Below are 16,430 nucleotides of genomic sequence, written 5' to 3' on the forward strand. Positions count from 1 at the left end.
GGGTGTCAGGCTGGTCCCATGCCCGTCGACGAGTACCTGCAGGCCCGGCCCGCGCCGGCCCTGCGGCCGTACGTGGCCTGGTACTCCGGGTACCGGCAGGCCGGGGTCGCGCCGGGGACGCATCGGGGATTGCCGTCGCCCTACCTGACGCTGATCTTCACGATGGAGGACCCGCTCGTCGTGGCGGCCCATCCGGACCCGCGGCAGGCCCCGGGCCGCTACGCCGCGCTCGTCGGCGGCCTGCACCTGGCGCCGGCGATGATCATCCACGACGGCTTCCAGTCCGGCATCCAGGTCGCCCTGCACCCGCTAGGGTGCAGGGCGCTGCTCGGGCTGCCCGCCGGCGAGCTCGCGGCGCTCGACTTCGATGCGAGCGACGTGTTCGGTGAGGTGTTCGTCGAGCGGGTCCGCGAGCGCCTGCGCGGCGCACCGACCTGGCCGCAGCGGTTCGCCGCGGTGGACGCCGAGCTCGGCCGCCGGCTCCGGCCCGGCGTCGAGCCGCCGTCCGGGGTGGCCTGGGCGTTCCGCCGCCTCGTCGAGACCGGCGGCCGGACCGGGGTGGCCGCGCTGGCCCGCGAGACGGGGTGGAGCGCCCGGCACCTGACGAACCGCTTCCGCATCGAGACCGGCCTGGGGGTCAAGGAGGCCGCCCGGGTGGTTCGCTTCGACCGGGTCCGGCGCCGGCTGCGCCCAGGGGTGCGCCTCGCCGAGCTGGCCGCCGACGCCGGCTACTTCGACCAGGCGCACCTCGCCCGCGAGTTCCGCGCCCTCGCCGGCTGCCCGCCGTCGCGCTGGCTGGCGGACGAGATCGGTTTCGTCCAAGCCGCGCGGCCGGGCGGCGACCACGATGGGGCCCATGACTGACACGACCCCGCCACCCCAGGTGTGGCCCACGCTGCGGGCCCGCGACGCCCGCGCCCTGATCCGCTTCCTCGTCGAGGTCCTCGGCTTCGAGGAGACCGTCGTGCACGGCTCCGGCGACCGTGTCGACCACGCCCAGCTCAGCTGGCCCGAGGGAGGCGGCATCATGCTCGGCTCGCAGCGCGACGACCCGGACGACCAGTGGCCGCTGCGGCCCGGCACGTTCGGCGCGTACGTGGTGACCGCCGACGTCGACGCCGTCCACGAGCGGGCGGCCGCCGCGGGCGCGGAGATCGTGCGCAAGCCGTACGACACGGACTACGGCTCGCACGACTTCACCGTCCGCGATCCGGAGGGCAACCTCTGGCAGTTCGGCACCTACCGCGGAGAACCGCGTTAGGCGTTGCCGAGCAGGCCTCGTTCGAAGGCGGCGGCCACGGCGGCGGCACGGTCCCGGACACCCAGCTTCGCGTACGCGTGCAGCAGATGCGTCTTCACCGTCGCCTCGCCGATGAAGAGCCGTGCCGCCGCCTCCCGGTTGGTGCACCCGCGCGCGATCAGCCCGAGCACCTCCAGCTCGCGCGGGCTCAACGGCTCCTGGGCGGGCGACCGCAGGCTGCCGATGAGCCGGCCGGCCACCGTAGGCGACAGCACGGACTCGCCCCGGTGGGCCGCGACGACCGCCCGGTACAACTCCTCGCGCGGGGTGTCCTTGAGCAGGTAACCGGTCGCCCCGGCCTTGATCGCCGGCAGCACGTCGCTGTCGGTGTCGTACGTCGTGAGCACCAGCACCCGCGCCGCACACCCCTGCTCGCGCAGCTCCCGGATCGCGGTGACCCCGTCCATGCCGGGCATCCGCAGGTCCATCAGCACCACGTCCGGGCCGACGGCCCGGGCCACCGCGAGGGCCTCGCGCCCGTCGGCGGCCTCGCCGCGCACCTCGAACCGGTCGTCGCCGGCGAACATGCCGCGCAGCCCGTCGCGGACCACGGGATGGTCGTCGACGATCAGCAGCCCGATCATGCGGCGGCGCCCAGCGGGATCGCCGGCACGCAGACGGAGACGGCCGTGCCGGCGCCCCGCTCGGACTCGACCTCACACGTGCCCGCGATCCGCCGGACCCGCTCCCGCATGGCCGTGAGGCCGAAGCCGCCCTCGTCCTGCCCGGCCCGCGGGGCGGCCGGGTCGAAGCCGCAGCCGTCGTCGCGGACGTCCAGGGTCACCAGATCCTCCAGATAGGACAGGGTCAGGGCGACGCGACGGGCACCCGCGTGCCGGGCCACGTTCGCCAGCGCCTCCTGCGCCGTCCGCAGCAGCGTCGCCTCGATCTCGGGGAGCAGCGGCTGCACCGTACCCGTCATGATCATCTCCGCCGCGACCCCGTGCCGCGCCGACCAGCCGTCCACCACCTCGGCCAGCGCCTGCGGCAGCGACCCCGCGTCCAGCGGACGCGGCCGCAGCGCCCGGACCGACCGCCGGGCCTCGGCGAGGCCGTCGCGGGCGAGCTGCTTGGCGGTCGCCAGGTGCCGGTCCCGGTCGGCGGGCCGGCCGGCGGCCTGACCGGCGGCCTCGAGCTGGGTGACGATCCCGGTCAGCCCCTGCGCGAGCACGTCATGGATCTCGCCGGCCAGCCGTTGCCGCTCGTCGAGAACGCCGGCCTCCCGTGCCTGGACCAGCAGCCGGGCGTGCAGCGCGGCGTTCTCCTCCAGAGCGGCGGCCAGCTCCTGGACGAGCTCGGCACGGCGGGCATGGTGGCCCTGCGTGACGATGGCGAGGTACGTCATCGCGGTGCCGATCGCCACGTTGAGGACGACCACCACCGCGATCGTCCCCCACTGCGCCGGCACCCACGGGCCCCGCACCTGGGAGACCCCGGTGCAGACACCGACGCTCGCCGCGCCCAGCAGCCGCCAGCGGCCGTGCAGGGCATGCAGCACGAGCAGGAAGCCGGTCCAGGCGAAGAAGCCGTACAACGGGTCGGTCCAGACCAGCACCGCGATGAGGACGATCAGGCCGGCGAAGAAGACCGCCATGTGCCGCCCCCGGTTCTGCCATGCCAGCAGCCACGCCGTGGTGACATAGGGCAGTAACCGCGATCGCCGGTCCATCGATGTCCCCTCCCCGTATCTCAGGGGAAGAGCCTCACACGCTGCGCCTGCCGGCGGATCAACCAGTCGATGGATGCCAGGGGTCGTCGCGCCCTACGCCACGACCTCGGCCTCGTTGCTGCGCCGGCCGGAGACCGCCGAGTACACCGAGCCGATCTGCGAGGCGACGCGCTTCCACGAGTACGCCTGGCGGGCCCGGTCGAGCGCGGCCGTCGCGTATGCGAACCGGCGCACCTTGTCGTTGACCAGCCGCCGCAGGGCGCCGCCGAGCGCACGCGGGTCGCGGGCCGGCACCAGGTCGCCGGTGAGGCCGTCGACGACGGTCTCGTTGAGGCCGCCGACGGCGGTGCCGATCACCGGTACACCGCAGGCCATCGCCTCGAGCGGCGCCAGTTCGAACTGCTCCTGCCAGGGCGCGGCGACCAGGAGGTCGGCGGAGCGGTACCAGCGCGGCATGTCCCGGGCCGGAACCCCGCCGACGATCCGCACCCGGTCGGCGACCTGGCACTGCTCGGCGATCGCCCGCAGCTTCTTCGCCTCCGGATCGGCGGCCAGCTCCGCGGCGGGCGGACCGCCGACGACGACGCACTCGGCGCCGGGCACGTACCGCATGGCCTGGATGACGTCGCCGAAGCCCTTGCGCTCCACCAGCCGTCCCACGCTCAGGATGCGAGGCCGTTGGGGGTCGCGCTCGGCGGCCGGTCCGTCCGGGGTGAACCGTTCGCTGTCGACGCCGGCCGGCACGACGGTCAGCCGGGACCGCGGCACTCCGATGCGGATCAGCCCCTGCAGCTCGTCATGGGTTTGGGCGACGACCTTGTCGACGGCACGGCCGAGCGCGCGCTCGTAGCCCGTCCGCGACGTGCCCGTGCCGGCGGGCTCACCCGCGGCGATCTCGTGGAACGACTGGACGACCGGGATGCCGACCTGCCGGGCCGCCGTGACGGCCGCCAGGCCGCTGGTCCAGAAGTGGGCGTGCGCCACGTCGGGCAGCCAGTCGGTGTCGCGCCAGTCCGTACGCAGCCACTGCGCGAAGTCGCCCATGTGGCGCAGCAGGACGTCGTCGGGCAGCACCCGGGCCGGGCCGGCGGGCACGTGCACCACGCTGACGCCCTCCGCCAGCGGCACGATGGCCGGCAGGTCCGGGCTGTCCCGGCGGGTGTAGACGCGGACCTCGTGGCCGAGTTCGCCCAGCGCCGTGGAGAGCTCCGCGACGTGCCGCTGCTGGGCGCCCGTGGCGGCGTCGCCGGCGGGCAGCGGGCTCGCCTGCTCGGAGATCATCGCGATGCGCACTAGGTCCTCCTGGCGACAGCTTGGTTCCGGGAGAAGACCGGAGTCGAGGCTGGCGATACGCGGAGCGTCTTGCCCCTGGCCGGAAAGCGTAAACATCGCCCTGGGGGGTATGTCCCGCCCCGTGGCTATCGTGCAGCGTATCGTTCCCGCTCCCCCGGATCAGGTGTTCGCGGTCCTCGCGGACGGGTGGACTTACAGCGACTGGGTCGTCGGCACCGTCCACATCCGCGACGTGGACGCCTCCTGGCCACAGCCCGGCGCGAAACTTCATCACAAGGCCGGGCCGTGGCCCGTGTCGCTGAAGGAGAGTTCCACGGTCCTCAGCTGCGTGCCGGGGCGCGAGCTGACCATTCTCGCCGGCCTGTGGCCGCTGGGCGAGGCGACCGTGCAAATGGTGCTGGACCCGGTCGACGGTGGCCGTACCCGCGTGACGATGGAGGAGACCTTCCGCGCCGGACCGCTGCGCTGGATCCACACCAAGCTCAACGATCTGGTGCTGCACCGCCGCAACGTGGAGTCGCTCCGACGTTTGTCCGACATCGCGACGCGGGAAAAGAGCCGGCCATGAGTCAGAACGTCGTGATCACCGGAGCCAGCGCCGGCGTGGGCCGCGCGGTGGCCGTCGCCTATGCCCGCCGCGGTGCCCGGGTGGCGCTGCTCGCCCGCGGCCGGGCCGGCCTCGAGGGCGCCTCCCTGGAGACCCGCGCGGCCGGCGCCACGGAAGTGCGTACCTATCAGGTGGACGTGTCCGACGCGGACGCCGTCCAGGAGGCGGCCGACGACGTCGCCGCGGCCTGGGGCGGCATCGACGTCTGGGTCAACGACGCCATGACGTCGGTCTTCGCGCCCACCTGGGAGATCACCCCGGCCGAGTTCCGCCGCGTCACCGAGGTCAACTATCTGGGTACGGTGCACGGCACCCTGGCCGCCCTGCGCCACATGCGGCCGGCCGGGCACGGCGCGATCGTGCAGATCGGCTCGGCGTTGGCGTACCGGGGGATTCCGCTGCAGTCGGCGTACTGCGCGTCGAAGCACGCGATCCAGGGCTTCAACGACTCGCTGCGCGCGGAGCTGCTGCACGACGGCAACCGGGTCACGCTGTCGATGGTCCAGCTGCCGGCCGTGAACACCCCGCAGTTCTCGTGGGTCCGTACCCGCCTGCCCAACCACCCGCAGCCGGTTCCCCCGATCTACCAGCCCGAGGTCGTGGCGCAGGCCGCGCTCTGGGTGGCGGACAAGGGCAAGCGCGAGATCAACGTGGGCGGCCCGACGCTCAAGACCCGGCTCGGCAACATCGTGGCGCCGGCCTTCCTGGACCGGCTGCTGGCCAACGACAAGCGCGGCTATCAGGGACAGCAGACCGGCGAGAAGATCGACCTGTCGCAGTGGCACGACAACGTCGACAAGCCGGTGGACGAGGACCGTGACTTCGGCGTGCACGGCGTGTTCGACGACCAGAGCCGGACCAGCTCGTTCGCGTTGTGGGCGACCATGCACAAGCCGCTGGTGGCCGGGGTGCTCGGCGCCGGTCTCAGCCTCGCGGCGGCGGGCTTCCTCCGCCGCCGTCCCTACTTGTAGATCGCGCCGTGGGCCGCGTCGATCACCGCTTGGTAGGCGCGGCCGGTGAGGAAGCGGTTCCGGGCGAGCGCCGCCCGGGCCGCGTTCGCACCCGGCGCGCCGTGCACTCCGCCGCCCGGATGGGCTGAGGCACTCGCCAGGTACAGCCGGTCCACCGGCGTGTCCGGGCGGCCCAGGCCGGGCACCGGCCGCAGGAACAACTGCTGGAACGCCGCGGCCGTCCCGCCACCGAGGGCGCCGCCGACCAGCGAGGGGTTCTCGCGCTCCATGACGGCCGGGGAGAACACGTTGCGGCCCTCCACCATGCGCCCGAAGCCGGGGGCGTGCTCCTCCAGCACCGCCTCCATCCGGGCGACGTGCGCGTCGATCTCCTCGGCCTCCCAGTGGGCGCGGTGCGGCAGATGCGTGTACGCCCACACCGACTCGGTCCCCTCCGGCGAGTGCGACGCGTCGGCCGTGGTCATCTGTCCCAGCAGCAGGAACGGGTTCGGGGGCACCGAGTCCGTCGCGAGGTGGGCGGAGTAGCGGGTCAGCCCGTTCAGGTCGGCGCCCAGGTGCACGGTCCCCGATCCGGCCGCCGCCGGGTTCTTCCAGGGGATCTTGCCGTTGACCGCCCAGTCCACCTTCACCGTCGCGCCGTCCCAGCGGAAGAACTCGAGGTCCTCCGCGAACCGGGGCGGCAGCCAGCGTTCGCCGACCAGGTCCAGGAAAAGCGCCGGGGCGGGGACATCGGCCAGCACCGCCCGGCACGCGCGCCAGTTACGCCCGTCGGCGCTGCGTACGCCCATCGCCTTGCCCCCGGCGACCAGCACGCGCGACACCGGGGTCTCGTAGTCGATCCGCCCGCCGCGGTCGAGCAGCCGCTCGACCAGCGCCTGGGTGATCCGCTGGGCGCCGCCGACCGGCACCGGCCAGCCGTACTCCTGACCGAGCATGGCGAGCAGCCAGCCGTAGACGCCTCCCCCGGCCTCCTCCGGCGACAGGTCGGTGTGCAGCGCGCAGCCGGCGAGGGCCAGTTTCGCGCCCTCACCCTCGAACATCTCCGACCCGAGCTCCCGTACGGACAGCACCAGGCGCCGGGCGAGCCGCAGCGCGCCGCCGACCCGGAGCCGGCGCGCCAGCTGCAACCCGGAACGCACCGGTGGGAACGGCGTGAAGAGCACGTTCAGCATCTCGGCGGAGACGTCGCGCCAGTCGTCGTACGCGTGCTTCCACCGCTCGCCGTCCCCCGGCGCGAACTGCTCCATCGACGCCATGGACTTCTCGAGGTCGCGGTTGACCGTGGCAGCCCGGCCGTCGGGCAGCAGGTGGGTGAGGACGTCCGGGGCGTGGGTCCACTCCAGCCCGTACGCGTCGAGGCCGAGGTTCTTCAGCACCGGGGAGGCGAAGCCCAGCGGATAGAAGGAGCTGAAGAGGTCGCTGAGATAGCCGGGCGCGGTGACATAGCCGGACCGCACCGCGCCGCCGGGTTGCGGTGTCGCCTCCAGCACTTGGACGCTCCACCCCGCGTCGGCGAGCAGGTTCGCCGCTACCAGGCCGTTGTGTCCCGCACCGATGACGATCGCGTCCGCTCGTTCCACCCGCCGACCGTACCCCGCGCCGTTTGCCCCAAACCCACACCGGGTAGTGACGAATGCGCATGCCGTGACGGATGGGAGCCGGAGACCAGATGACAGCCGCCACGACGCGTCCGGACATGACCCCGACCCTGCCCAGCCGCTTCCGGCAACTGCGCTGGTCGACGTGGCGGGGCGTGCTGTGGCGCAGCATCAACGGCTTCATCGACGACGACTGCGGCGACCTGGCCGCGGCGCTGACGTACAACGCGGTGCTGGCGATCTTCCCGGTCGCGATCGTGGTGGTGGCGCTGGTCAACCTCGTCACCGACGGCCGCACCGCGGTCGAGACGATCCTCGGCATCCTCAAGGACCTCGGCGCCGGTTCGGTGGTGGGCAACGAGAACCTCACCTCCGTCCTGGACGCGGTCATCGTCCAGCAGAGTTCCGCGAAGGCCCTGCTCAGCTTCGGCCTGCTCGGCGCCCTGTGGTCGGCGTCCACCTATGTCGGCGTCTTCACCCGGGCGTCGAACCGCATCTACGGGGTCAAGGAGGGGCGGCCGTTCTGGAAGCTGCGGCCGCTGCAGCTCGGGCTCAGCGCCATCGCGCTGGTCCTCATGGCGGTGGTCGGCACCGGCCTGGTGATCAGCGGCCCGCTGGTCGACGCGGTCGGCAACGTCCTGCACGCCGGCGGCACCGCCAGGACGGCCTGGTCGATCGGCCGCTGGCCGGTACTGGTGATGATCCTGATGTTGCTGCTGTCGATGCTGTTCTGGATCGCCCCGAACGTCCGCCAGCCCCGCTTCCGCTGGCTCACCCTCGGCGGCGCGGTCGCCCTCTTCGTCTGGGCGCTGGCGTCGTTCGGGTTCGGCCTCTACGTCGCGAACTTCGGCTCGTACGACAAGACGTACGGCAGCCTCGGCGCGATCATCGCCTTCCTGGTCTGGCTCTACCTGGCCAACTCCGCGCTGATGCTGGGCGTGGAGATCAACGCCGAGCTGCAGCGCGGCCGCCAGCTGCAGGCGGGCGAGAAGGACACCGACCCGCCGCTGCCGCCCAAGGAGCCGGCCGACGACGAGAAGGATCGAGCGGTTTAGCTGCCGGACCGCCGGGCACCTTTCTTGTCATGGAGGCGGCCAGGGCACGGCGGCCGCACGACCAGAAGCACCACCGCAAGGCGGGGAAACCCACAAGGAGGGAAACACCGTGAGTACAGTCACCGAGTCCGTTGACGTCAGCGTGCCGGTACGCACCGCGTACAACCAGTGGACCCAGTTCGAGGACTTCCCCCGGTTCATGGGCGGCGTCGAGGAGATCCGCCAGCTCGACGCGACGACCACCCACTGGAAGACGAACATCGACGGCGTGAAGCGCGAGTTCGACGCCAAGATCACCGAGCAGCTCCCCGACGAGCGCGTGGCCTGGACCACGACCGAGGGCAGCAAGCAGGCCGGCGTCGTCACCTTCCACCGGCTCGACGAGACCCACACCCGGGTCACCTGCCAGATGGACTTCGAACCCGACGGCGTGCTCGAGCAGGCCGGCGACAAGCTCGGCTTCCTGGACCGCCAGGTCAAGGGCGACATGAAGCGATTCAAGGAGTTCATCGAGAACCGCGGCGGCGTCGAGACCGGCGCCTGGCGCGGCGAGGTGGACCGCCCGCAGCCGTAAGAACCCCACCATCGACGAGGCCGCCGGGATTCCGGCGGCCTTTTCGTGGGTACGCGAAGAGCATGACTGATCGCGAAGACGCCGGCGTATGGCGCGACGAGGACAAGCTCTCGGTGAAGGACCTCAGCGAGGCCATGGCGACCTGGGACACCGACGGCCAGGGCGACCCGACCGGCAACGACGCGGGCGAGGAACAGGCCTTCGGGCACGGCGCTCAGGTCACGACCGAGGCCGGCGAGACCGACCCGGACCGGGAGTACCGGCCGAGCACCACGGGACGCGGCGGCCCCCACTGATCGGCCCTTGTCAGCCCAGCACCGTCACCGTGCCCACCTCGGCGCCGGCGTCGAGCAGGTAGCGGTCTCTCGCCGTACCCCAGGACTCCGGAGCGACGACGGCACCCGGCGCGGCACGCACTCGGGCCGCCCACGGCACCGCGACCAACCCCGCACCCCCACGAAGCCGCAGCTTGACGGCGGTGTCGGCGGGCACGGTGACGGCCAGCTCGCCGACGGACCCGGACAGGGCGACCGGCACGGACCCGGCCGGCGCCGGAAGCCGCATGCTGACCAGCCCGGCCCCGGACCCGAGCGCCAGCCGCCGGACCCGCCCGGCAGCAAGATCGAGATGCTGCTCCCCCGCGCCGGCCGGCAGCCGGATGTCCCAGCGGACCCGCCGGTTCAGCTCGATCTCGACGGTGTCGGGCCCGTCGGCGCCGGTCGGCATCAGCCCCACCCGGACGCGGCCCGGCACGCCGGTGACCTGCGGGGACAGCCCGGAATCGGCGGGAGTGCTCACCCGGTAGAGCAAGCCGGGCAGGTCCGCCATCCGCACGTCGACGCGCGAGGCGGCATCACGGACGATCAAGAAGGCATCGGTACGTCCGTGCAAGGCGCCGGCCTGAACGTGAGGCTGCGGGCCGTCGTCGGGCGGCACCTGGCGGGCGCCGAGCGTGGTGGCGGGCGAGCAGGCCGCCAGGGCCAGAGCAGTCGTCGCCACCGCGGCTGCTCCGCCGAACCGACGGCTCTCCGAACGTGACCGCGGCGGGACGATCCGTACGCAAAGCGCCCACAACCGACTTCCGGTTCGAGCGTCGCAAGCTTCCACGAAAGGTATAAACGCCCGCCAAACCCCGGGAGCGTCTCTGACCTGCGATGCATCCTGGAACCGCCGGATGACCTTTCCGGCCGGCAACGCGATGACCTGCCGAAACGGCAGTCGCGTACCGCTCGTGGACCGGCGACGACGGAGCGCAGTGGGCACTATCGGACAACCCGAGATCGGCCGAAAGGGTGACGGCGAACCGCCCGAATCCGGCAACACTAGCCGGATGCGATCTGCCGGTTTCCTCTCCGAACGTCAACGCCGAGTTGCCTGGGTGGCCTTTCTTCTCGCCGCGTTCCAGGCGCCGTTGGCGGCGTCGCTGATCGATGACGCCTCCTGGTTCTTCGCCGTGGTCGTGTCCCTCCTCGTCGCTACCGTGATCATCGCCGACGACGCCCAGCGTCGCCGCCCGCGCACCGAGCTCGAGTAGAACCGAGCACCACCCGTCAGGGCAGTGCCTCGTGACCCTTGCGTCCGCGGGTACGGCGCTGCTCCTTGAGTTCCGCCTCGTAGAGGTGACGCTTACCCTGGGCGAGCTGGTCCCTGGCGTCCTTTTCGATGCCCTTGAACTCGGCGTAGTACCCGTCGTCGAACTCCTCGACGACCTGGAACGTCCACCGGCCCTCGAGGACGTTACGGCCGATCAGCTCCTGCTGGACCCGCTCGGCGAGCTGCTCGTGACCGGCCTTGCGCAGCAGGGCAACCGCGTCGTCGAGCTTGAAGTCGGCCTCGCCGACCAATTGGTGCATCGAGTACAGGTGGCCGCGGACGCGTTCGATCACTTCCAGGGCTTCGCTGAGCTTCCCGAGGGCCTCGACCGTGGTGTCGTCGAGACCTTCGGGTCGCCGGTGCTCGGTGTCGGGACCATCGCTCATGCCGGGACCATTTCCCCTCGGGCCCGCAGTTCAACCGAGCTGCACCGATCAGGCGAACCGTTGGCTACCTCGGCGACCCTAACGTTTCTTCCCATGAATGGCCTGTTCAGCGGCGCTGCCGCCCGCGCTGCCCTGCGTTCCGCCACCGCTTGCCTCGCCGAGCTGACGTCGTCCGTCGGTGTCACCGGCCTCGAGGCCGCCGCCCGGACGCCGGGCCTGCTCGCCGCCGTCGACCAGCACGTGGCGGCCATCCGGGACAGCCTCTCGACGGAGGTGCGCCCGCTCACCCCGGTGATCCTGGCCGCCTACGCCGAGGGCGTCCGCGACGCCGCGTTCAAGCACGGCTGGCGCGCGCCCGACGGCCCGATCGACTGGAGCGCGAACGACTGGGTTCTCAACCGCCTGCTGGCGGTGTGCTCGCTCGCGCACACCATGCCCCAGTCCCGCTGACGGTAAATCCGACCTGACAGGCCACCGACCGTTCTGGGCCGGCACCTCTACGAGGTGCCGGCCCTTTCTCTACCCCGCGCCCCGGTCGCCACCCGGCGGCTTGATGATCTGGGTCTGCTCGCCGTCGGCCGGATCGGGCAGGCGGGAGATCACCTGGGTCCGTTCGCCTTCGTCGCGGACCGCCTCCGACCGGGCCCCGCCGTCCCCCGTGGTTTCCGGGTCGTCGTCATCGTCGTCGAAGCCGGGTACCGGGTTGGAACTGCGCCGGGACCGCTGCACCGGAATCACCTGGGTCTGCTCACCGGCCGCCGCTTCCAGGAGCCGCTGCCGCGCCGCTTGGGCACGCTCTTCCTGCTCACGCCGCGCAGCTTCGGTGCGCCCCTCCGGCCCCGCCTCAGCAGCCGGACCCGCTTCTGCGCCCGCGGCCGGGCTCGCTTCGGCCGCCGGACCCGGTCCCGCGGCGTCCGTGGTCCTACTCGCCTGGGCAGTCCTACGCGCCCGCCTGGCTCTGCGCGTCCGGTCGGTCGGTGGCGCCTCCGCCGGTGATGGGGGTTCGGATGACGCCGCCGTCTCGGCTCGAGGTGCCGCCTCGGCCAAAGGCGCTTCCTCTGCACGGCGCGCCTCTTCGGCGACCCGCGCCTCCTCCTCCGCGCGGCGCGCATCCTCAGCCAGGCGATCCTCCTCAGCTTTCCGCGCCTCCTCGGCTTTCCGCGCCTCCTCGGCGACCCGCGACTCTTCGGCTTTCCGTGCCTCCCCGGCCTGGCGAGCCTCCTCGGCCTGGCGAGCCTCCTCGGCCTGGCGAGCCTCCTCCTCCGCGAGTCGGGCTTCCTCAGCGCGGCGAGCCTTCTCCTCCGTATAACTGCGAGCATGCGCCCGGATCACCGCCGACTCCGCGCCGGCGCGCTCGAGCCAGACCTCCCAGCGCTGCTGCATCGGCCGTATCAAGCCCCCGCCGACCCCGACGATCACCACCCCGGCCACCGTCGCGAGGACCGCGATAAGCAACGGCTGGGTCACCGCTGTGGCGATCTGGACCTGTTCGAGGGCCGCGATGATGCCGAGGGCGACGATCAGCCAGTACGCCGCCTGGGCCAAGATCCGCCCGTACGCCAAGCCGCCGAGTGCGCTGCCGATCAGGTCGCGCACCGCGCCGCCGATCGCCGCCGCGACCACGATGATGACGATGGCCACGAATGCCCGCGGCAGCCAGGCGACCAGCGCGGTGAGCAGGTCGCTGACCGCGTTGGGCCCCCAGATGCCGAACGCCAGCTGAAGAGCGAAGAGCAGCACGGCGTAGAACGCGATCTTGGCGCACAGGTCGCTGGGTTCGACCCGGCCGCCGAGGGCGCGCCCGACCGCGCCTCGTTCGACGGCCCGGTCGAAGCCGACGCGGTGCAGGGTCTTGCCGACCACGGTCCGGGCCAACCGGGCCAGCACGTAGCCGATGATCAGGATCGCGACGAACGCCAGGGCCGTCGGGACGAACAGCAGCACCGATCGCCACATGTCGCTGAGGGCGCCGCTCAGGTCGGAGCCGTTCATCGGGCCTCCTCGCCGGTCGGACCGGAGGTGGGCGGCGGGCGCCCACCTGAGACGAGGTTAGATCGGCGGCCGTCCGTCCGCACTGGCGTGGGAGCGACGGACTGAGACAGGAGGTCTCAGGAGCAGGCGAGGCCGTCGATCCGGCAGCCGCCCGGCAACGCCGGGAGCGTTCCGTCGACAGCGAACGTGAACGTCAGCGTCTCGCCTGCGGCGATCGGCTCGCCGGTGAACGTCACCGACTCCCCGTCCTGTGCCACCCGCGCCCCCGAGGCGGTCACCGCGTTCGCGCCCGGCACGGTCAGCGACACCGTCCAGCCCCGGTTCGGCACGCCGCTCGGATTCGTCACCCGTACCGTCGCGGTGTAACCCGTCACGCCGTCTTCGCCCTGCTCAGCGGCGTACGTGAGAATCGCGGTCGGCGGAAGGGGACGCGGCGGCAGCGCGACGGGATCGGTCGCCTCCGGCGGGTCGCTGGTCTCGGCCGGTTCCGGCTCGGTGGGCTGGGCGGTGGCTCCGGGCCGGTCCGGGGATCCGGGTACGGCCGGAGCCGACGTCCCCTCCGGCACGTGCACCGGCAGCGGCGCGACCCGGGCCGCCGTGGTGGGCGCCGCCGGGGGCGTGGTGGCGGGATCCGTGGCGGCGCCGGTGACGGGGTCGACGCCCGGCAGCGCGGGTGCCAGTTCGAGTCGGCCGTCCTCCGGCGCGGCCGAGCTCACGCCGCCGGGTGCCTGTGCGGACGGTGTCCCGCCCGTGGTGTCCCAGGCCGCATAGCCCATGCCGACCCCGGAGATGATCGCCAGGATCGCCGCGGACAGCACGACGGCCCGCATCCGTCGGCCCGCCGGCTCCGGCCGCACGTGCGACGCGATCGGCGCCGGCTCGACCTCGGGCGCCGAGAAGAAGGTGTCGGTCGCAGCGGAGTAGACCAGGTCCGGGGAGACAGGAGAAGGAGCGTGAGTGTCCGCGGGCGGGTCCAGCTCGTAGACCGACGGCGGGACAGGGTCGAATTGCTGCAGCTCAGCGACGTACCCCATGACGCCGCGGCTGGGCCGGGGCCGCCACGTTTCACTCACGCGCGGCACTATAGGCGAGCCAAGATCCAAGACCGAGACCCGTTTTCAGTACGGCCGAACTACCCACCGTCACATCACACGGGGACGCCTCACAACTGGCACCCGCGCGTACCGGACAGAACCGGACGTCCGTACAGTGGCGGCATCGTCCGAACGGCCGAGGCGGGCTAGGCTCAACGCATGGTCGGCATGGGGAGCCCTTCGGCGACGACGCTGCCCGCTCAGGAAGGCGGGTCGGCGCAGCGCACTCCGGACTGCGCCGAGCTCGTCGGCGCGCACCCTTGGGAAACCACCTCGCTGGGCTCGATAGAGGCCTGGGATCCGGTGGTGCGGGCCACCGTGGAGGTCGTCCTGTCGTCGCCGGTGCCGATGGCCCTGGCCTACGGCGACGACCACGTGCTGATCTACAACGACGCCTACGCGGAGGTCATCGGCGTCAAGCATCCGGCCGCGCTCGGGCGCCCGGCGGCCGACGTCTTCGGCGATCTCTGGCACACGCCCGGCGTCGGCGGGGTCATCAACGACGTCTACCGCAGCGGTCAGTCCTATCTGGAGGCCGAGACCCAGATGGCGGTCCCGCGCGGCGGGCAGGTCGAGCAGGCGTCGTTCACCCGCGGGCATTCCGTGGTACGCGACCGGCACGGTTCCGTCGTCGGCGTGCTGACCGTGGCGGCCGAGACGACCCAGGTCACCCGGCGGCTGCAGAGCCTCGGCGAGCTCACCGCACGGCTCGCGTCGGCGCTGACCATCGACGACGTGGCGCGGGTCGTGCTGTCGTACGCGATGGCCTCGTTCGACGTCGACCATTGCGTCTTCGCGGTCGACGACGGCGCGGAGTTCCGCTACGTGCGGCGGATCCGGGGCGAGATGGTCGACGAGGTCGACGAGCGGCTGCCTCCGTTGTGGAAGCGGGTCGGCAACGATTCGGCCTTCCCGCTGGTGATGGCGGCGCAGAGCGGACGGCCCGCGTTCCAGCCCGACGGCTCCCCGCTGGCCAACGTCGCGACCGACCGGCACGAGCGCCGGATCCGGGCGCTCGCCGCGATGCCGTTGCGCACCCCGTCGCTGCGCGGCGCCCTGACCATGGGCTACCGCGCCGCGCACACCTGGTTGCCGGCCGAGCGGGCCCTGCTGTACGCGGCGGCCGAGCTGGTCGCGCAGGCGGCCGAGCGCGCCCGGCGGTTCGAGGCCCAGCACGGCACCGCCCAGCTGTTGCAGCGCAGCATGCTTCCGGAGCACCTCCCGGAGCTGGACAGGTTCCGCATCGCCGCCCGCTACGACGTCGGCGTGGACGGCAACGCGGCCGGGGGCGACTTCTACGACGCGTTCGAGCTGGCCGACGGCCGGCTGGCGATGGTCCTCGGCGACGTCGCGGGACACGACGTGCGCGCGGCCGCGGTGATGGGGCAGGTTCGCGCGGCATTGCGTGCCCTCGCGTTGACCGACCCCGCGCCCGGGACGGTGCTGGCGGGCCTCGACCGGCTCGTCGGCTCGCTCGGGGCGGAGTCGCGCAACGAGGAGATCTTCGTGACGGTCGTCTACGGCGTGCTGGACCAGAGCGACGGGACGATCACCCTGGGCAGCGCCGGCCACCCCCCGCCCGTGCTGCGCCGGGCCGGCCGGGGCGGGGCGTCGGCCGAGCTGGTCACCCTGCCGCCGGGTGCGCCGCTGGGCCTGGGCGGTTCCTGGCGGACCAGCACGGTGCGCCTGGAGCCCGGCGACACGATCCTGATGTTCAGCGACGGCGTGGTGGAGCGCCGGGGCCGGACGCTCAGCGCCGGCCTGCAGGACCTGGTCCGGGCCACCGCGAGCGCGACCAGCGGCGACCCCCGCAACCTCTGCGCCCTGGCTACGGCTGCGGTCGCCGGGAGCACGGACGACGACGTGGCCGTCCTGGCCGTCGAGCGGGCCGTGGCGCAGAGCCGGTCCGCGACGATGCGGGTGCCGGCGGAGCCGACCGGGCCGAGCCGCGTACGGCAGTGGATGACGACCCGGCTGCGCGAGTGGTCGGTCCCCGAGCCGGTGATCGGCGCGGCGATCCTGTGCACCAGCGAGCTCACCACGAACGCCCTGCTCCACGCGGGCACCCCGGCCCAGGTCCGCATCGACCTCAGCGCGGAGCGCCTGCTGGTCTCGGTGGCCGACACCGGTACGCGCGGCAGCGTCACCCGCGCCCGCACGGACGCCATGAGCAGCCGGGGCCGCGGCCTCGGGCTGATCGAGGAACTGAGCGACACGTGGGGCACCGACCCCACTGTGCGCGGCTCCACGGTTTGGTTCGAGATGTTGATACCCCCCGCCGAAAAGGGGTAATCGCCG

Annotated in this window: 17 protein-coding genes and 1 pseudogene; 10 read left to right on the forward strand and 8 right to left on the reverse strand. The window is 72.6% G+C overall.

Annotated features, from left to right (window positions below; genetic code table 11):
- Positions 1 to 18: 18 nt before the first annotated feature.
- A complete protein-coding gene (locus AB0368_RS14750; RefSeq protein WP_366154370.1) occupies positions 19 to 864 on the forward strand; it encodes a helix-turn-helix domain-containing protein in 846 nt (281 codons plus the stop codon).
- Complete coding sequence (locus AB0368_RS14755) at positions 857 to 1,261, forward strand: VOC family protein (protein ID WP_366154371.1); 405 nt, start codon at positions 857 to 859, stop codon at positions 1,259 to 1,261. Before AB0368_RS14750 ends, AB0368_RS14755 begins: the two co-directional genes overlap by 8 nt.
- Here AB0368_RS14755 and AB0368_RS14760 read toward each other — a convergent pair.
- From AB0368_RS14760 to AB0368_RS14770, 3 genes are all read right to left on the reverse strand, one after another.
- Positions 1,258 to 1,884 carry a response regulator transcription factor gene (locus tag AB0368_RS14760; RefSeq protein WP_366154372.1) on the reverse strand — a complete coding sequence of 209 codons (627 nt, stop codon included), beginning with the start codon at positions 1,882 to 1,884 and terminating at the stop codon, positions 1,258 to 1,260. The two genes, AB0368_RS14755 and AB0368_RS14760, sit on opposite strands and share 4 nt — an antisense overlap.
- Positions 1,881 to 2,969 (reverse strand): sensor histidine kinase, encoded by a 1,089-nt coding sequence (locus AB0368_RS14765; protein WP_366154373.1) that lies wholly within the window; start codon positions 2,967 to 2,969, stop codon positions 1,881 to 1,883. Before AB0368_RS14765 ends, AB0368_RS14760 begins: the two co-directional genes overlap by 4 nt.
- A 93-nt stretch (positions 2,970 to 3,062) precedes the next feature.
- Complete coding sequence (locus AB0368_RS14770; protein WP_366154374.1) at positions 3,063 to 4,262, reverse strand: glycosyltransferase; 1,200 nt, start codon at positions 4,260 to 4,262, stop codon at positions 3,063 to 3,065.
- A gap of 121 nt (positions 4,263 to 4,383) precedes the next feature.
- Here AB0368_RS14770 and AB0368_RS14775 point away from each other — a divergent pair, with 121 nt between their 5' ends.
- Positions 4,384 to 4,830, forward strand: coding sequence for an SRPBCC family protein (locus AB0368_RS14775; RefSeq protein WP_366154375.1), 447 nt, complete (start codon positions 4,384 to 4,386; stop codon positions 4,828 to 4,830).
- Positions 4,827 to 5,840: an SDR family oxidoreductase gene (locus tag AB0368_RS14780; protein ID WP_366154376.1), complete on the forward strand. Its 1,014-nt coding sequence runs from the start codon at positions 4,827 to 4,829 to the stop codon at positions 5,838 to 5,840. Before AB0368_RS14775 ends, AB0368_RS14780 begins: the two co-directional genes overlap by 4 nt.
- On the opposite strand, the gene AB0368_RS14785 is transcribed toward AB0368_RS14780, so the two are convergent.
- On the reverse strand, positions 5,831 to 7,420 hold the full coding sequence (locus AB0368_RS14785; RefSeq protein WP_366154377.1) for an NAD(P)/FAD-dependent oxidoreductase: 1,590 nt from the start codon (positions 7,418 to 7,420) through the stop codon (positions 5,831 to 5,833). The two genes, AB0368_RS14780 and AB0368_RS14785, sit on opposite strands and share 10 nt — an antisense overlap.
- Positions 7,421 to 7,509: 89 nt before the next feature.
- Between AB0368_RS14785 and AB0368_RS14790 the strand changes: the two genes are divergently transcribed.
- The 3 genes from AB0368_RS14790 (at position 7,510) to AB0368_RS14800 (ending at position 9,363) form a co-directional block, all read left to right on the forward strand.
- Positions 7,510 to 8,493 (forward strand): YihY/virulence factor BrkB family protein, encoded by a 984-nt coding sequence (locus tag AB0368_RS14790; protein ID WP_366154378.1) that lies wholly within the window; start codon positions 7,510 to 7,512, stop codon positions 8,491 to 8,493.
- Positions 8,494 to 8,602: 109 nt separating this feature from the next.
- Positions 8,603 to 9,067, forward strand: a complete 465-nt coding sequence (locus AB0368_RS14795) for an SRPBCC family protein (protein ID WP_366154379.1) — start codon at positions 8,603 to 8,605, stop codon at positions 9,065 to 9,067.
- Between the two features lie 62 nt (positions 9,068 to 9,129).
- Positions 9,130 to 9,363, forward strand: coding sequence for a hypothetical protein (locus AB0368_RS14800; protein WP_366154380.1), 234 nt, complete (start codon positions 9,130 to 9,132; stop codon positions 9,361 to 9,363).
- Positions 9,364 to 9,373: 10 nt separating this feature from the next.
- Here the strand turns inward: AB0368_RS14800 and AB0368_RS14805 are convergent, their stop codons facing one another.
- A complete protein-coding gene (locus AB0368_RS14805; protein WP_366154381.1) occupies positions 9,374 to 10,066 on the reverse strand; it encodes a hypothetical protein in 693 nt (230 codons plus the stop codon).
- A 331-nt stretch (positions 10,067 to 10,397) separates the two neighbouring features.
- Between AB0368_RS14805 and AB0368_RS14810 the strand changes: the two genes are divergently transcribed.
- Entirely contained in the window at positions 10,398 to 10,601 is a 204-nt protein-coding gene (locus tag AB0368_RS14810; protein WP_366154382.1) for a hypothetical protein, read from the forward strand.
- A gap of 16 nt (positions 10,602 to 10,617) precedes the next feature.
- Here the strand turns inward: AB0368_RS14810 and AB0368_RS14815 are convergent, their stop codons facing one another.
- The gene (locus AB0368_RS14815; protein ID WP_366154383.1) at positions 10,618 to 11,046 is read right to left on the reverse strand and encodes a hypothetical protein; all 429 of its coding nucleotides are present in this window, start codon (positions 11,044 to 11,046) and stop codon (positions 10,618 to 10,620) included.
- A gap of 93 nt (positions 11,047 to 11,139) precedes the next feature.
- Here AB0368_RS14815 and AB0368_RS14820 point away from each other — a divergent pair, with 93 nt between their 5' ends.
- A complete protein-coding gene (locus AB0368_RS14820) occupies positions 11,140 to 11,496 on the forward strand; it encodes a DUF6401 family natural product biosynthesis protein (protein ID WP_366154384.1) in 357 nt (118 codons plus the stop codon).
- A gap of 900 nt (positions 11,497 to 12,396) precedes the next feature.
- On the opposite strand, the pseudogene AB0368_RS14825 reads toward AB0368_RS14820, so the two are convergent.
- Positions 12,397 to 13,038 (reverse strand): annotated as a pseudogene (locus tag AB0368_RS14825) (hypothetical protein); the annotation flags it as partial.
- A gap of 116 nt (positions 13,039 to 13,154) precedes the next feature.
- Positions 13,155 to 14,111: a cellulose binding domain-containing protein gene (locus AB0368_RS14830; RefSeq protein ID WP_366154385.1), complete on the reverse strand. Its 957-nt coding sequence runs from the start codon at positions 14,109 to 14,111 to the stop codon at positions 13,155 to 13,157.
- A gap of 180 nt (positions 14,112 to 14,291) precedes the next feature.
- Between AB0368_RS14830 and AB0368_RS14835 the strand changes: the two genes are divergently transcribed.
- Complete coding sequence (locus AB0368_RS14835; protein WP_366154386.1) at positions 14,292 to 16,424, forward strand: SpoIIE family protein phosphatase; 2,133 nt, start codon at positions 14,292 to 14,294, stop codon at positions 16,422 to 16,424.
- The last annotated feature ends 6 nt before the right edge of the window (positions 16,425 to 16,430 follow it).

Source organism: Actinoplanes sp. NPDC051475 (assembly GCF_040689425.1).
Classification (GTDB): domain Bacteria; phylum Actinomycetota; class Actinomycetes; order Mycobacteriales; family Micromonosporaceae; genus Actinoplanes.

Excerpts from the sequence above, each read along its gene's own strand:
- AB0368_RS14815 (WP_366154383.1), bottom strand. The coding sequence starts at position 11,046 with ATGAGCGATGGTCCCGACACCGAGCACCGGCGACCCGAAGGTCTCGAC.
- AB0368_RS14810 (WP_366154382.1), top strand. The coding sequence starts at position 10,398 with ATGCGATCTGCCGGTTTCCTCTCCGAACGTCAACGCCGAGTTGCCTGG.
- AB0368_RS14750 (WP_366154370.1), top strand. The coding sequence starts at position 19 with ATGCCCGTCGACGAGTACCTGCAGGCCCGGCCCGCGCCGGCCCTGCGG.
- AB0368_RS14765 (WP_366154373.1), bottom strand. The coding sequence starts at position 2,969 with ATGGACCGGCGATCGCGGTTACTGCCCTATGTCACCACGGCGTGGCTG.
- AB0368_RS14820 (WP_366154384.1), top strand. The coding sequence starts at position 11,140 with ATGAATGGCCTGTTCAGCGGCGCTGCCGCCCGCGCTGCCCTGCGTTCC.
- AB0368_RS14760 (WP_366154372.1), bottom strand. The coding sequence starts at position 1,884 with ATGATCGGGCTGCTGATCGTCGACGACCATCCCGTGGTCCGCGACGGG.
- AB0368_RS14790 (WP_366154378.1), top strand. The coding sequence starts at position 7,510 with ATGACAGCCGCCACGACGCGTCCGGACATGACCCCGACCCTGCCCAGC.
- AB0368_RS14800 (WP_366154380.1), top strand. The coding sequence starts at position 9,130 with ATGACTGATCGCGAAGACGCCGGCGTATGGCGCGACGAGGACAAGCTC.
- AB0368_RS14835 (WP_366154386.1), top strand. The coding sequence starts at position 14,292 with ATGGTCGGCATGGGGAGCCCTTCGGCGACGACGCTGCCCGCTCAGGAA.
- AB0368_RS14755 (WP_366154371.1), top strand. The coding sequence starts at position 857 with ATGACTGACACGACCCCGCCACCCCAGGTGTGGCCCACGCTGCGGGCC.
- AB0368_RS14780 (WP_366154376.1), top strand. The coding sequence starts at position 4,827 with ATGAGTCAGAACGTCGTGATCACCGGAGCCAGCGCCGGCGTGGGCCGC.